The sequence below is a fragment of the Exiguobacterium sp. SH4S7 genome, assembly GCF_004336795.1.
Lineage (GTDB): Bacteria > Bacillota > Bacilli > Exiguobacteriales > Exiguobacteriaceae > Exiguobacterium > Exiguobacterium aurantiacum_A.
Genome location: NZ_SJUT01000001.1, coordinates 19,790 through 33,129, shown reverse-complemented (window position 1 = coordinate 33,129; position 13,340 = coordinate 19,790). Strand labels below are relative to the sequence as shown.

Genomic DNA, 13,340 nt, shown 5'->3' with positions numbered 1-13,340 from the left:
TCAGACGTGCGCGAACGAAAGGCACATGCGTATACTAGCGGTAGAATACGCAAGAGGAGGTAGTCTTATGTATCGTACCGCTAACGACTTCAAACAGGATTGGACAAAATCATCGACCGGCACGCTCGACGTGCTCCGTGCCATGACCGATGACACGCTCGGCCAAAAAATCGTCCCCGACCATAACTCGCTCGGTTGGATCGGTTGGCACGTCACGACCGCGCTCGGCTACTTCACGAACTTGCTCGGTTTCCGTCTCTCAGCTTTGAAGAGCCTGACCCAGCCCGATCAAGCGAGCGTGATCGCCGACCAGTACGAACGATACGCGCAAGAAATCTCAAGCGCCGCTGACGGTTTTACAGATGACTATTTGCTAGAAGAAGTCGACGTCCACGGGAAGATGACGCCGCGCGGTGCCGTCCTCCGCATGATGATCGACCATCAGACGCATCACCGTGGTCAGATGACGGTACTTTTACGCCAGGCCGGACAACACGTTCCCGGTGTCATGGGCCCGACAAAAGAACAGACGAATCGCTAACCGCCGTCGCACTCAGCACTTATGTTATGGACCGCAACCAAAAAGACGAGACCTGTTGAAAGGTCTCGTCTTTGCTCATTTCGATGACGGTGTGTTCGTCTTGCCCTGCATGCGGCCGACGCCTTCGTACTCGACGTCTTCTGGGTCGCGCGCATACTTCCATGCGTTGCGTGCGTCAATCAACCGTTTCGTCCGCATCCCGGCGAACGCTTCCGGCTTCAAGTTGACGAGTTCGTCCCATTCCGTGACAAGAATCGCCACGTCGGCTCCTTTAAGCGCTTCTTCTGGTGTCAACGCTTGACGGTACTCCCACTTCGCGAGCGGATCGTAGCCGACGACTTCGACTTCACGTAACCGTAAGTGATTGGCGAGTGTGATCGACGGTGCGTCACGCATATCGTCCGTCCCTGGTTTAAAGGCGAGACCGAGGAAAGCGACACGCAGGTTCGGACGGTGTTCGATCTTCGATGCGACATAGGCAATCTGTTCATCGTTCGCTTGAATCGCCGCACGGATGACCGGCAAGTCGAGTTCGTTCTCGGCCGCGACGTTCAAGAGCGCGTTCATATCTTTCGGGAAACACGAGCCGCCGTAACCGAGACCAGCGTTTAAGTAAGAACGTCCGATGCGCGGGTCAAGCCCCATCCCGTCGGCAATCGTCGCGATGTCGGCGCCTGCTTTATCCGCGAGGCGTGACAAGTCGTTCATGAAACTGATCTTTGTGGCTAAAAATGCGTTCGAGGCGTATTTGATCAATTCGGCGTTGATCGGTGTCGTGCAAACAATCGGCACACCGAGACGGCCATAAATACCGGCGAGTTCTTCGCTGATTTCAAGATTCCCGCTGCCGATGACGACGCGTTGCGGTTTAAGGACGTCGGCGAGCGCACGCCCTTCTTGTAAGAATTCCGGCACGATTGCGAACGTGTGGGATGGATACATGATGCTGAGTAAGTCGGTCGTCCCCGGTGGCACAGTGCTACGGATGACGATTTTTTGTTTCGTGTTGATCTCAGACAAAGCGGCATCGACGAACGTCATGTCGCAGCTGCCGTCTTCCTTGCTCGGCGTACCGACAGCCAAGAACAAGTAATCGACATCATTTGTGTCGGCGGTGTTATCCGTAAGTGTGATCGAGTCTGCATAGTCTTGGAGCACTTCCGCCATACCCGGCTCGTGAAACGGTGCGTGGCCGCTCATGAGGCGGCGCAGTCTCGGTTGGTCTTTCTCGACACCGATGACTTCATGTCCCGCTTTTGCAAGGCCACACAGGGTGGCTAATCCGACATATCCTAAGCCGATGATTCCAAATTTCACGCTAGTTCCTCCTTAGATAATCTATCTTCAACTGTAGCGAAAAGTCGTCTTAAAGGGAACCCTCTAACACTCTCGCAATGTTGTCTGCTATAATTGGTCAAAATGATGCTAGAAAGGACTAACCGCATGGGCTTGCTCGCTTTCTTTTTGATCACGTTATTCATCTATTACTGGTTTCCGGTCCGGGGGGGACTGCGAACCTTGTTGCTCATCCTCGTCATGATCAGCGGATGGTTGTCCATCTTTGAAATTGTCGCGATTCTCGAAGCCCGTCCTTGGGTGGCCGCTCCGATTTTCCTCGTCCTCGGTCTCGTGATTTGGAAATGGCGTAAAAATCAACAGCTTGAAGACAAGAAGAGCGTTTGACGACAGTCGAACGCTTTTTTCTTTTTGCAGTATTCCACGAATCTGCCGAAACTCCTGCTTTTTCGATATGTATGACACGTGAACATTCGCTGTGATAAATGTTGTTCAACATCTAGCTGTCGATTCGATTTCTTGAAAGTATGCTCGCGTTGTCGCTTCGTTTTCGAGTCGAAACAGGAATAGTCAAAGAGAGTCTAGGAAAAGAGGGGTGTCTATGACGATCATGACGTTCATCACGGCTGCATGCGTGGCGAGCACGCTCAGCCTCGTGTTCATCTGGTTCGCCGAACATCCGGTCGAGCCGATCAAACTACAAGTCTTCGCGACCGTCTTATATTTACTGTTCGTCGGCTCGAGCGTCTACTACTACAACTTGGAACAAGACAAGCTGCACGTCAGCGCCGACTTAGCTGAGGTCGAGGCGAGCTACGACGAATCTCTGCTCGCCCTCGAGGAACAACATGCCGACGCCCTCGCTTGGCAAGCGATTCAAATCGAGCGGGACGTGACCGAGAAACTCGAGGCACGCCTTGCCGTCCGCGAAGACACGATGAAAGACAACTTGTTTCAAAAAGTGTTCGATCTAGAAGAAGTCGTTAAGACGCAACGGACCGAGATGTACGCGCTCGAAGACGAATTGCGGGAAGCGCACGCCTTGAACGAGCAACTCGAAAGTGAACTAGCCGCCCTCCAAGACGACGCAATCGCCGCGGCCGACGAGACGGATGCGTTCTTCGAGGTGTACAGTTCCTGCCTCGATTTGAACGCGGTCTACCCGGACGGTGTCCCACTCGAGCACGACGCCTATTTGCTGTCGTTCGACACCGATCTTGACGGCATCGCCTGCGGACAGAGCGACACCCAGTAGAAATGAGGGTGTCGCTTGTTCATTCTTTCGGCATCTCGACTTGGTCCCCCGCCTCAATCTCGCCAGACATGACCCGCTCCATCTCCTCTAAGCTGAACGCATCGAGCAACTTAATCCCGTTCACGTACACGGTCGGCACGTATTCGACGCCGAGGTCACGCGTATAGAGCCGTGCGTTTTGAATCCCCGCGTCGACTTGCGGCGCGAGCAGAGCTTCCGCGTCCACATCGAACGTTTCCGCGAGCCGTTGGACGTACACCTCCGTGCCGAAGTCCGAGACCGTCTCGGCGTCGAGCCCGATGTGGCGTTGCAACGCATAGTACCGTTCCGGCATCACTCGTTCCGCATTCGCATCGACACTAGCGAGCAGTTGCGACTGCTCATTCAACAAGACGAGCGGCTGTCCTTTGAACGTCGCCTCTCCCGTCTCGATCCACCGCGACTCGATCTCCGGCAAGACGCTCTCCATCCATTTTTTGCACCATGGGCAACTGTAGTCAAAGACGAAGACGATCTCGTGCGAACCATCGCCGAGCGCGACCTTATCTTCGAGCGGGAGCTCATACCTCGTATATGTAAACTGCTCTCCCCGTTCATCCGCCTCGCTTGTCCCGCAAGCCGCCAACATCATCACACCGAGTACAATCAATAGTAAACGTTTCATGCTCATCCTCCATTTGTTCATTTATTCACATAAACCTGTTATACCACGCCTCCTATGAAAATTCGAGTGACGTTCTGTTGACACTCCCCGGGCCAAACAAAAAGAAGCGCTTCGATTCTATTCAGAACCTTCACGCTTCGCGCTCCATAATCACATCGTTCCCCGCTTGTCCCGTCCCGACGAAGCCATGCTTTCTATAAAATGAAATGGCGTGCTCATTCGTCTTCTCGACGTGTAGCCGGATCAACTGCTTATGATGCTGCGCCGCCTCATCGAATAGTCTGACCAACAAGTCATGCCCGCTCCCTTTCGGCGCCTCCGGCAAGACACAGATATGGCTGATAAAGGCGATGTCCGTATCGAAGTAGGCCGCGAGGAGGCCGAGCAACCGGTCATCGTCCCACAGTTCGAACGATGTCGCCCGGTCATGCAGCTTGCGCGCATATTCGTGCAAGTCGATCCGTTCCGACAGTGCCGTCGGGAACAAGGCATCACACGCCTCGAGGTGGGCCTCGTAGTCGGCGACCGACCCGCGGCCGAGCGTGATCATACGTCCTCCAAGACGGCGACACCGAAGCCGTCGCGTCCGAAGGCGTTGCCGTTATACAACAAATACTGCCGCCCGTTCATCTCGAACACGTGCGGGTAACATTCCATTGCTGAATCCCACCCCGAGTCGCTCCGCTCGAAACCGAGCGAGGCGTCGTCGCGCGTCCACTGCATGAGGTCGTCGGAATAAGCGTAACCGAGCCGGTAGCCGCGCGTCGGGTCGTCCCGGAAGCCGAACGTGTCACGGAAACAGAACACCATGTGATAGCGGCCACCCGCCTCGAACACGGTCGGGAGCGCCTGGCTCTCGTCTTGAATCACATCATCGACGATGCGGCCGTGCCGGGTGAACGTGCGCCCGTCCTCGGACGTCGCGAGCGCGATCTTGTACGTCCGTTCGGCGACGCCGTCCGGGCCCGTCTTCCACGTCGTACCGTAAATGTAGTACATATACTGCTTGTCTTTCGTGAAGACGAACGGGTCCCCGACGAGGAACGGCTCGTCAACACTCGCTGATAGCACCGGCCCGTCACCGAGCCGCTCGAACGTATGCCCATCGTCATGACTGACCGACAGGCCGATCCCCGTCTCGACCGACACCGACTCGCGTCGGCTCCAGCCGCTCGTATATCCGTACAGGCCCGCGTCCGTCCGCGTGACGTGGAACGGGAAGATGCCGTGCTCATCGAACGTGCCCAGTTTTCCGAGCGGGATGACCGGGTCGTGCGATACGGCGATCACTTCGAACGACGGTGTCATATCGACGTAACGGATATGGCTCTTGAACGTCCCGTCCGCATCCGGCTCCCGGGTCGAGAAGTAGATGCGGACGAAGTCGTCGAAGACGAGTGCTTGCGGTGATTGAGCGAACGCAGAATAGTCCCCGAAAAAGCCATGCGGCTTGGGATCGAAAATATGCCCGAGTTTCCGCCACTTCATGTCGTTTCCTCCTTCCGCTCGGCGATGCCGAAACCGGCCCGTCCGACCTCGTTGCCGAGATAGAGCAGATAACGCTTTCCGCCGACGACGAACGTGTGTGGATAGGCGACCATCTCGTCGTCAAACCCGACGTCTGAGCGGGTGAAGCGCATGACGTCATCGTCGCGCGTCCAGTTCAACAAGTCCGGCGACGACGCATAGCCGAGCCGATACGTCCGTTCGGGATTCTTCCGGTAATCGGTCGCGTCGCGATAACAGAAGAACATATGGTACGACCCGTTCTCATAAAACACGTCTGGGCTCGCCTGTGCCTCGTCCGGGACGATGCTCTCGATCAAGTCGCGTTCTTGTTTCACCCAGTTCACGCCGTCGGCTGACGTGGCGAGACGGATCTTGTACACCGGTTCCGGTTTACCTTCGTGCATGAGCCACTCCCGGCCCGCGATGTAAAACAAGTACCACATGTCTCCAAAGCGCCGGATTTTCGGCCCGCTCAAGACGAACGGTTCATCGAGCGTATACGACAAAACCGGTCCCGGTCCGATCCGCTCGAACGTCTTGCCACCGTCCTGACTCACTGCTTTGCCGATAGCGACGTTGAACGGGACCGACGTACAACGTGTCCAGCCGCCATAGTAGGCATGTACCTCGTCCCCGGCGTCGATTGCCGAGAACGGATAGATGCCGAACTCGTCGAACGTGCCCCGCTCCCCGAGTGAAAGCACTGGCTCTTCACTCACGCGTAAAATCGAGAAGTCTCGTTTATCGACGTCGACGTAAGCGCTATAGCTGACGTAGCGGCCATCGATTGGTTTCGGCCGGCAACTGAAATAGATGCGCAAATACGTATCGCGCTCGAGTACGGACGGCGCCTGCGCGAATGCATCCATCCAATCGATGTCGGTATCTCGTTCCGGACTGAACAGCAAGCGCCGGTTCGTCCATTCGTACGTCGTCTTCGTCGTCTCAGCCATTCCCCGTCACCCTTTCGCGTACATCTTGTCGTAGTAGTGTGCATAATCCCCGGAAACGATGTGGTCGACCCAGTCAGGATGCGTGACGTACCAGTCGACCGTCTCCCGCAAGCCTTGGTCGAACGTGTAGGCCGGACGCCATCCGAGCTCGGTCGTGATCTTCGTGTTGTCGATCGCGTAGCGGCGGTCGTGCCCGGGACGGTCGGTGACGAATGTGATCTGGGAGTCATCTTTACCGAGCAGTTCTAAAATTAAGCGGACGATCGTCACGTTCGCTTGTTCATTGTTGCCACCGATGTTATACACGTCGCCGTCGCGTCCCCGCTCAGCGACCGTCCAAATCGCCACGCAATGGTCTTTGACGTGGAGCCAGTCACGGATCTGTTGACCGTCACCGTACACCGGGAGCGTCTCCCCGCGCTCGGCGCGTTGGATCATGAGCGGGATCAGCTTCTCGGGGAATTGGTATGGTCCGTAATTGTTGCTGCAACGCGTAATATTGACCGGGAGGCCGTACGTCTCGTGATAGGCTCGGACGATGAGGTCGGAGCTCGCTTTCGAGGCCGAGTACGGACTGTTCGGGGCGAGCGGGGTCGTCTCGGTGAAGAGCCCGTCTGGCCCGAGCGTCCCGTACACCTCGTCGGTCGAGACGTGGACGAATTTGACGCCTTCCGAATAGTCACGTGAGTGTTTATCATCAGGACGTAAATTCCAGTGCCGCTTCGCCGCGTCCAACAGCACTTGTGTCCCGAGCACGTTCGTCGTCAAGAACACGTCCGGTTCGACGATGCTCCGGTCGACGTGCGACTCGGCCGCGAAGTGGATGACGCGCGTCACGTCATACGTCGCAAACACGCGTTCGACCGTCTCGCGGTCCCGGATGTCACCTTTGACGAACACGTAACGCGGGTCGTCGATGTCTTGCAGCGTCTCGATGTTACCGGCGTACGTGAGCGCGTCAAGGTTGACGATACGCCACTGCTCGTTTTCCAGAAGCATCTTTATGAAGTTTGATCCGATGAACCCGGCTCCGCCAGTTACGAGTAAAGTCTTCATCTTCGACACGCTCCTCTTCAAGAAGTGATAGGATATACTGCCCGTAATCCGTCATCTTTAACGTTTGGCCGATATCGCGGAGCTCGGTCGACGTGATGAACCCGCGGCGCCAGGCGATCTCCTCGAGACAGGCGATATAGTAACCTTGTCGTTCCTGCACCGTCTGGACGAACACCGACGCCTTGATCATCCCTTCCGGCGTCCCCGTATCGAGCCACGCCATCCCGCGTCGGAACAAGACGACGTTCAAATCACCGGCCTCGAGGTACATCTGGTTGATCGAGGTGATTTCGAGCTCGCCGCGCGGGGATGGCTGGACTTGTTTGGCGTACTCGACGACACGGTTGTCATAGAAGTAGAGACCGGGCACGGCATAGTTCGACTTCGGCTGCGCCGGTTTCTCTTCGATCGAGATGACGCGGCGATTATCGTCGAACTCGACGACACCGAACGCGCGTGGGTCCTTGACCGGATAACCGAACACGGTAGCCCCCGTCTCGCGTTGTTTCGCGTCACGTAAGAACTGCGTCAAATCCTGTCCATAAAAGACGTTATCGCCGAGGATGAGGCAGACCGAGTCGTCACCGATAAAGTCCGCACCGAGGATGAAGGCGTCGGCGAGACCGACCGGTTTGTCTTGCACTTTATACGTGATCGACAACCCGAGCTGATGTCCATCCCCGAACAACCGCTCATAGCCATTGATGTCTTTCGGTGTCGAGATGAGCAAAATGTCTTGGATCCCAGCGAGCATCAAGACCGACATCGGATAGTAGATGAGCGGCTTGTCGTAAATCGGGAGCAACTGTTTCGAGACTGCTTTCGTCATCGGATAGAGCCGTGTCCCATTACCGCCTGCTAAAATGATTCCTTTCATGTCCGGTTCCCTCCTTCAATAATCAAGTCGCAAATCCGGTCGACCATCTCGAGCGTCATGTCCGGATAGAGCGGCAGCGTCAAGATGCGGTCGGATACATATTTCGCGTTCGGCACGCGGGCGTCGAACGTATAACAACCAAAATCGGTGACGAGCGGATAAAAGTACTTCCGGGCGAAGATGCCGTGCTCGGCGAGCCAAGCCATCATCTCGTCGCGGCGGCGCCGGTCGCCTTTGAACAGCACCGGATAGTAGGCGTAGTTCGAGACGGCGTCGTCGCCTCGGCGGTTCAAGCGAATCGTCGGGATTCCCCTGAGCCGTTCGTCATAGCGTTCGACGATGGCGCGCCGTTTCATGACGTCGTGCTCGAACCGCGGCAAGTTACAGCGCCCCATCGCCGCCTGGAACTCGTTCATCTTGGCGTTGCCCCCGACCGAGTCGACCGCTTCAGGTCCGGTGATGCCGAAGTTGACGGCCTGTTCGATGGCGTCTCGGTAACTCGTCTCATCGTAGGCGAGCGCACCGCCCTCGATCGTATGGAATACTTTCGTCGCATGGAAACTGAACATGCTCATGTCTCCATATGTGGCGATGCTTCGTCCTTGATACGTGACCCCGAACGCATGGGCCGCATCGTACAGTACTTTCAACCCGTGCCGTTTGGCGATGCGATCGATCTCGTCGACGTGGCAGACGTTACCGTACACGTGCACCGGAAGGATGGCCGACGTCTTGTCGGTGATGAGCGACTCGAGCTGCGAGACGTCTAGCGTATAGTCGAGCGGATTGATGTCACAAAAGACCGGTGTCAGTCCTTTTCGGACGAGCGCATGCGTCGTCGAGGCGAACGTGAACGGTGTCGTGATGACCTCGCCCGAAAGGCCGAGGACGTCAATCGCCGTCTCGAGCGCCAAATGTCCGTTCGTCAGGAGCGAGACGTGCTCTGTACCGAGCAATTCCGTCAATTCTTCTTCGAGTGCGCGGACGTGTTCGCCGCGATTGCTGAGCCAGCGGCTGTCCCAGAGTGGCCGGATCATCTCAACGTACGCCTCGAACTCAGGCATCGCCGGACGTGTCACGGCGATCGGCGGCGACAGATCGTGTTTCGGTAAGTTCATCTAGTCCCTCTCCTTCTATTAAGTCAAGTTAGCGTGTAGGCGTTCAACAGCTCGCGGACTTTCGGTTTCGAGTTGAACATGAGCACATCGATGATCGACAAGTTCGGTGTGAACGGTTCATTGAATTGCCGGTATGTGACCGGGTCCATCTTAATGAAGTCGAGCACGACCCCGGCTTCGGCGAACATCGCTTTATCGTATAAGGCCGTGCCCCCGATCGCGTTGATGTAATGGTCCGCATCTAAATGTTCACAGATGGATAAAACGAGATGCTCACACTTCGTATTTTTGTCGTTCGTGAGCTCCGACGAATAGACGATTGATGTGTCGAGTCCGACGTAGTCACGCACCTCACTCAAGAGACTCCCTAAGTAAGCGGCGACGTTCCGCTCCTCGTCTTTCATGATCCGCTCGACCATCGGCATGACGTCGTCAAAGTGAGGCGCACGCTGATAGGCGTGACGGATGAGACGTAACTGGGAGTGCCGCTGCTTCGAATCAAGCACACGGTCATGCTCATTGATCAAACGCAGTTGGGACATGTGCTCGACCGGCATGAGAATCGGTTTCGTTTTACCCTCGAGCAGGATTGTGTTGCGATGGATCCAGCCCCCTTTAATGAACTGGACATCGTCAAGGATGACGAACGTGTCGACCGCGGCCATGAGTTGGAAGTAGCCGAGGTATGGAAAATAGTAAGGTTGCATGATTGCCAGTTTCAAGTTTACGACCCCCTTATATCAGCTGCCGCGACCGAAGCCGAATCAACAGTTCGGTGACGATCGGATGCCGCACCATCAAGTAAGGACGAATCCGCTCTTTCCCGACGAAACGGTCAAGGTAACGGTCGTATCGTGGTGACTTTAAAGCGGCATAGTCTCGTCTCAGCCGGTGCAGCCCGACCTCGAACGAGATGCGGGAAAGTTCCATCTCCTGATGATACTGTCCGTTTGAATACGCATCGAACGTATCGATGAAGCGGATGAACGCCTCGTGACGCGCGATATCCCGCTCGAGGTTCCCTTCGTTCCAGATCGTCGTCGCCGATCCTGCGACGCCATATCGATAGACGCTCATCACCTCGGGCATATAGTAGGCGTAGCCATGACTCGCGACGTACAGTTTCATCGCCCCGTCTTTTGCCGGCGCATCGCTCAACCAGTCCGGCCCGTCCATGATCAGTCCGTTTCGGTACAACATCGACATCGTCGGGATGAACCCGAGCAGTTGCAGCTCACCGGCGTTGTACGTCCGCGCTTCAAACGACGCATACTTCCGGTTCTCAGGCATCCATGGAATGACGCGCCAATCCGTATGCAACGTGTCGTCCGTCTCGACGTAGGCGTCGTGGAAGCAAAGCGTGCAGTCGGGATTTGCTTCCATGTAGTCGACTTGCTTTTGCAGCTTGTGCGGGTCGATCCAGTAGTCGTCACCGTCACAGAGGGCGACGTATTTGCCGCGGGCCCGCTCTTCGTTCAACAAGTTGACGAACACGCCTTTTGAGTACTGGTTCTCCGTCTGATAAATGACCCGGATCTTGTCGGGATGAATGCGTTCGTAACCCCGGACGATCTCGGCTGTCCGGTCCGTCGACGCATCCTCATGGATCAGGATCTCGAAGTCGAAATCCGTCTCCTGCATGAGGAATCCTTCGATCGTCTGACCGATATACGCCTCATGGTTATAAGTGATGCAGTTGATACTGACCATGATCATCGCGTTTCCTCCTCACAGCACTTCGGTTTCAGCTCGGGCGACGGTATCGGCGTACGTGTCGGGCTGGCCCGGGTCGAACGGTTCGTTCACCCACATGATGGTGACGAGGTCGGTCGTGCCGACGTTCTCGATATTGTGGACGTATCCAGGTGGGATCTCGACGACTTCGAGCGTTTCCCCGCTCACATGGAACGTCATGACTTCCGTGTCGTCGACCAATCGGAGCCGGATGACGCCTTCTCCGCTGACGACGAGGAATTGCTCATGCTTCGTGTCGTGCCAATGTTCCCCTTTTTTGATGCCGGGCTTGGCGACGTTGACGGACACTTGCCCCCGGTCCGGCGTCTTCAAGAACTCGGTGAACGAGCCGCGCGCGTCGCGGTGCATCAGGAGCGGAGTCACCATCCGCTCTCTCGGCAAGTAACTCGTGTACGTGCTATACAGCTGTTTCGTGAACGCGTCCGACAAGTCCGGTACGCTGTGCGCCGCCCGCATCGTCTCGAACGCCTCGAGCGTACGGACGACGTCGAGCAGGGAGATCTCATGCGCCGGGACGGTCGGATAGAGCGAGACGTCCGTCGTCAACGTGTCAAGAAACGAGGCGACGACATCATCGACGTGGGCGAGTGTGAGCAATCGGTCCGGGTCGTTCACCGTGACCGTCTCGCCGCGCGCGATCTGATGACAGAACGTCGTGACGGCGCTGTTATAAAACGGGCGCCCCCACTTCCCGAACACGTTCGGCAAGCGGAACAAGTGGACCCGCGTCTCCGAGCGTTCACTGTAGACGACGAGCACGTTTTCCGCGTCACGCTTGCTGCGGCCGTAATCGTTGTCTTGCGTCGCCTGAATCGACGAGGCGAACACGATCGGGACCGGGTTGTATGACAACAGCTCCGTCGCGATGACCTCGGTCAAATCGACATTCCCGGTGATGAATTCGTGCGGGTCTTCCGGCCGGTTGATGCCGGCGAGATGGAAGACGAAGTCGGCCGCTCGGAGCATCCGGCTCCGTTCAGCGAAGTGTGTCTCCCGCGTGACTTTAAGGACGTTGTGCCCATCCTGTTCAAGTGCGTGCGTGAGGTGTTTTCCTAAAAAGCCGTTTGCTCCGGTGACGACGATGTCCATGATGATTCCTCCTTCCGTTGAGTAGCCGGCGTGACGTGAAGCGTCACCCATTTGTCCGGATGATCGAGCAAGCGGAGCATCGTCGGCACGTCTTCAAACCGAAGGATGAGGCTGCCGAGCGATTTGTTCGCCCCTTCGAAGCACGGAATATCCGCACCGATCGCGTAGGCCAAATTCGATTTGACGATCGTGTACCCTTTGGATGCGAACGTGAGTCCGATAAAACGGCCTGGGATCTGGCTGCCGAGAATGAAGTAACTCGACGGCGTCGTGACATGTTTCATTTCCAGTTCGACCGGTCGTCCGAGCGCGAGGTCGATCGTCGCGCTCACCATGTCGACACCGGTCGCCTGTTCGATGATCTGCGGGATATAGTTGCCGCCGTTACGGGGGCCGATGTCCATCAAGTAGACGTCACCTTTACTGACGAAAATGTCGAAGTTGAGCGGACCGTTCTTCAGCCCGACTTTCGTGATCATGCGTTGAAGCGTGACGTGGACTTTCGCTTGGACGCGGTCCGGTTGGACGCTCGGGAAGCTCGCACCGATGGGCGCGAACGGGTTGACGCCTTTCACGTTGAAATGGCTGTTGCCGAAACAGCGAAAGACGAGTTTTCCATCGACGACGAACCCGTCTCCGGCGACTTGATAGCCATCACGTTTGATGAACTGCTCGACGACGATCTCTCCGCCCGGTGACACCTCGAAGGCTGCGGCTAGCTTCTCGCGAATCCTCCTGGGCGTATCCGATGAGGTGATGCGGCTGATCCCTTTGCTGCCCGACGAGTCGGCTGGTTTGACGACGTACGTCCCACGCAGCGTCGACAGTGCCGAAACGGCCGTTTCGAATTCGGTGAAGGCGTACGCTTCAGGTGTCGGGAAGCCGTTCGCTTTCAAGAAGGCGCGGAACTTGACCTTATTCGTCAACGTCTCGACCGTCTGGAACGGGTTCGTGACGAGTCCGAGCGCTTCGCCGACATAAGCCGCAGTGCGAGCGGCCGGGTCTGACGCGTAAGCGATGATCCCGTCAATCTGTTCCTCGCGCGCCACTTCGAGCACGCGTTCGCGGTCGAGCGTACTGACGCAATAATAGCGGTCAGCGACGGTTCGCCCCGGATTGTCCGGCAAGAAATCGCACAGAATCGTGAAGATCCCTTTCTCTTTCGCCTTTAAAATGACGGGCGTTTGATGCATCGCTCCTCCTAACAGCATGAGCTTCACCATGTCG

Annotated in this window: 15 protein-coding genes; 3 read left to right on the top strand and 12 right to left on the bottom strand. The window is 56.6% G+C overall.

The features are described 5' to 3' along the window. Nucleotides 1–67 precede the first annotated feature (67 nt). On the top strand, nt 68–541 hold the full coding sequence (locus tag EVJ29_RS00165) for a DinB family protein (protein WP_131464283.1): 474 nt from the start codon (nt 68–70) through the stop codon (nt 539–541). Nucleotides 542–616: 75 nt separating this feature from the next. On the opposite strand, the gene EVJ29_RS00160 is transcribed toward EVJ29_RS00165, so the two are convergent. Beyond that, a complete protein-coding gene (locus tag EVJ29_RS00160) occupies nt 617–1,858 on the bottom strand; it encodes a UDP-glucose dehydrogenase family protein (RefSeq protein ID WP_070328463.1) in 1,242 nt (413 codons plus the stop codon). 105 nt (nt 1,859–1,963) lie between these two features. On the opposite strand from EVJ29_RS00160, the gene EVJ29_RS00155 reads away from it, so the two are divergent. Then, a complete protein-coding gene (locus tag EVJ29_RS00155; RefSeq protein ID WP_131464287.1) occupies nt 1,964–2,224 on the top strand; it encodes a hypothetical protein in 261 nt (86 codons plus the stop codon). A 214-nt stretch (nt 2,225–2,438) separates the two neighbouring features. Next, the gene (locus EVJ29_RS00150) at nt 2,439–3,092 is read left to right on the top strand and encodes an excalibur calcium-binding domain-containing protein (protein WP_131490125.1); all 654 of its coding nucleotides are present in this window, start codon (nt 2,439–2,441) and stop codon (nt 3,090–3,092) included. A gap of 19 nt (nt 3,093–3,111) precedes the next feature. On the opposite strand, the gene EVJ29_RS00145 is transcribed toward EVJ29_RS00150, so the two are convergent. From EVJ29_RS00145 to EVJ29_RS00095, 11 genes are all read right to left on the bottom strand, one after another. After that, entirely contained in the window at nt 3,112–3,756 is a 645-nt protein-coding gene (locus EVJ29_RS00145; protein ID WP_161567318.1) for a thioredoxin domain-containing protein, read from the bottom strand. A 130-nt stretch (nt 3,757–3,886) separates the two neighbouring features. Next, entirely contained in the window at nt 3,887–4,306 is a 420-nt protein-coding gene (locus EVJ29_RS00140; protein ID WP_071398211.1) for a GNAT family N-acetyltransferase, read from the bottom strand. Next, nucleotides 4,303–5,244: a hypothetical protein gene (locus EVJ29_RS00135; RefSeq protein WP_131504552.1), complete on the bottom strand. Its 942-nt coding sequence runs from the start codon at nt 5,242–5,244 to the stop codon at nt 4,303–4,305. The genes EVJ29_RS00140 and EVJ29_RS00135 overlap by 4 nt, the downstream gene beginning before the upstream one ends. Then, the gene (locus EVJ29_RS00130) at nt 5,241–6,218 is read right to left on the bottom strand and encodes a glycosylase (protein WP_131504551.1); all 978 of its coding nucleotides are present in this window, start codon (nt 6,216–6,218) and stop codon (nt 5,241–5,243) included. Before EVJ29_RS00130 ends, EVJ29_RS00135 begins: the two co-directional genes overlap by 4 nt. A gap of 6 nt (nt 6,219–6,224) precedes the next feature. Beyond that, on the bottom strand, nt 6,225–7,274 hold the full coding sequence (gene rfbB / locus EVJ29_RS00125; protein WP_131504550.1) for a dTDP-glucose 4,6-dehydratase: 1,050 nt from the start codon (nt 7,272–7,274) through the stop codon (nt 6,225–6,227). Beyond that, entirely contained in the window at nt 7,177–8,151 is a 975-nt protein-coding gene (rfbA, locus tag EVJ29_RS00120) for a glucose-1-phosphate thymidylyltransferase RfbA (protein WP_131464301.1), read from the bottom strand. The genes rfbB and rfbA overlap by 98 nt, the downstream gene beginning before the upstream one ends. Beyond that, the gene (locus EVJ29_RS00115) at nt 8,148–9,269 is read right to left on the bottom strand and encodes a DegT/DnrJ/EryC1/StrS family aminotransferase (RefSeq protein ID WP_131504549.1); all 1,122 of its coding nucleotides are present in this window, start codon (nt 9,267–9,269) and stop codon (nt 8,148–8,150) included. The genes rfbA and EVJ29_RS00115 overlap by 4 nt, the downstream gene beginning before the upstream one ends. Before the next feature lie 23 nt (nt 9,270–9,292). Next, nucleotides 9,293–9,991, bottom strand: coding sequence for a WbqC family protein (locus EVJ29_RS00110; protein WP_236633330.1), 699 nt, complete (start codon nt 9,989–9,991; stop codon nt 9,293–9,295). 13 nt (nt 9,992–10,004) lie between these two features. Then, complete coding sequence (locus EVJ29_RS00105; RefSeq protein WP_131504548.1) at nt 10,005–10,985, bottom strand: glycosyltransferase; 981 nt, start codon at nt 10,983–10,985, stop codon at nt 10,005–10,007. A 12-nt stretch (nt 10,986–10,997) separates the two neighbouring features. Next, the gene (locus tag EVJ29_RS00100; protein ID WP_131490131.1) at nt 10,998–12,113 is read right to left on the bottom strand and encodes a polysaccharide biosynthesis C-terminal domain-containing protein; all 1,116 of its coding nucleotides are present in this window, start codon (nt 12,111–12,113) and stop codon (nt 10,998–11,000) included. Continuing rightward, complete coding sequence (locus EVJ29_RS00095) at nt 12,077–13,336, bottom strand: ATP-grasp domain-containing protein (protein ID WP_131504547.1); 1,260 nt, start codon at nt 13,334–13,336, stop codon at nt 12,077–12,079. The genes EVJ29_RS00100 and EVJ29_RS00095 overlap by 37 nt, the downstream gene beginning before the upstream one ends. Between the last annotated feature and the right edge of the window lie 4 nt (nt 13,337–13,340).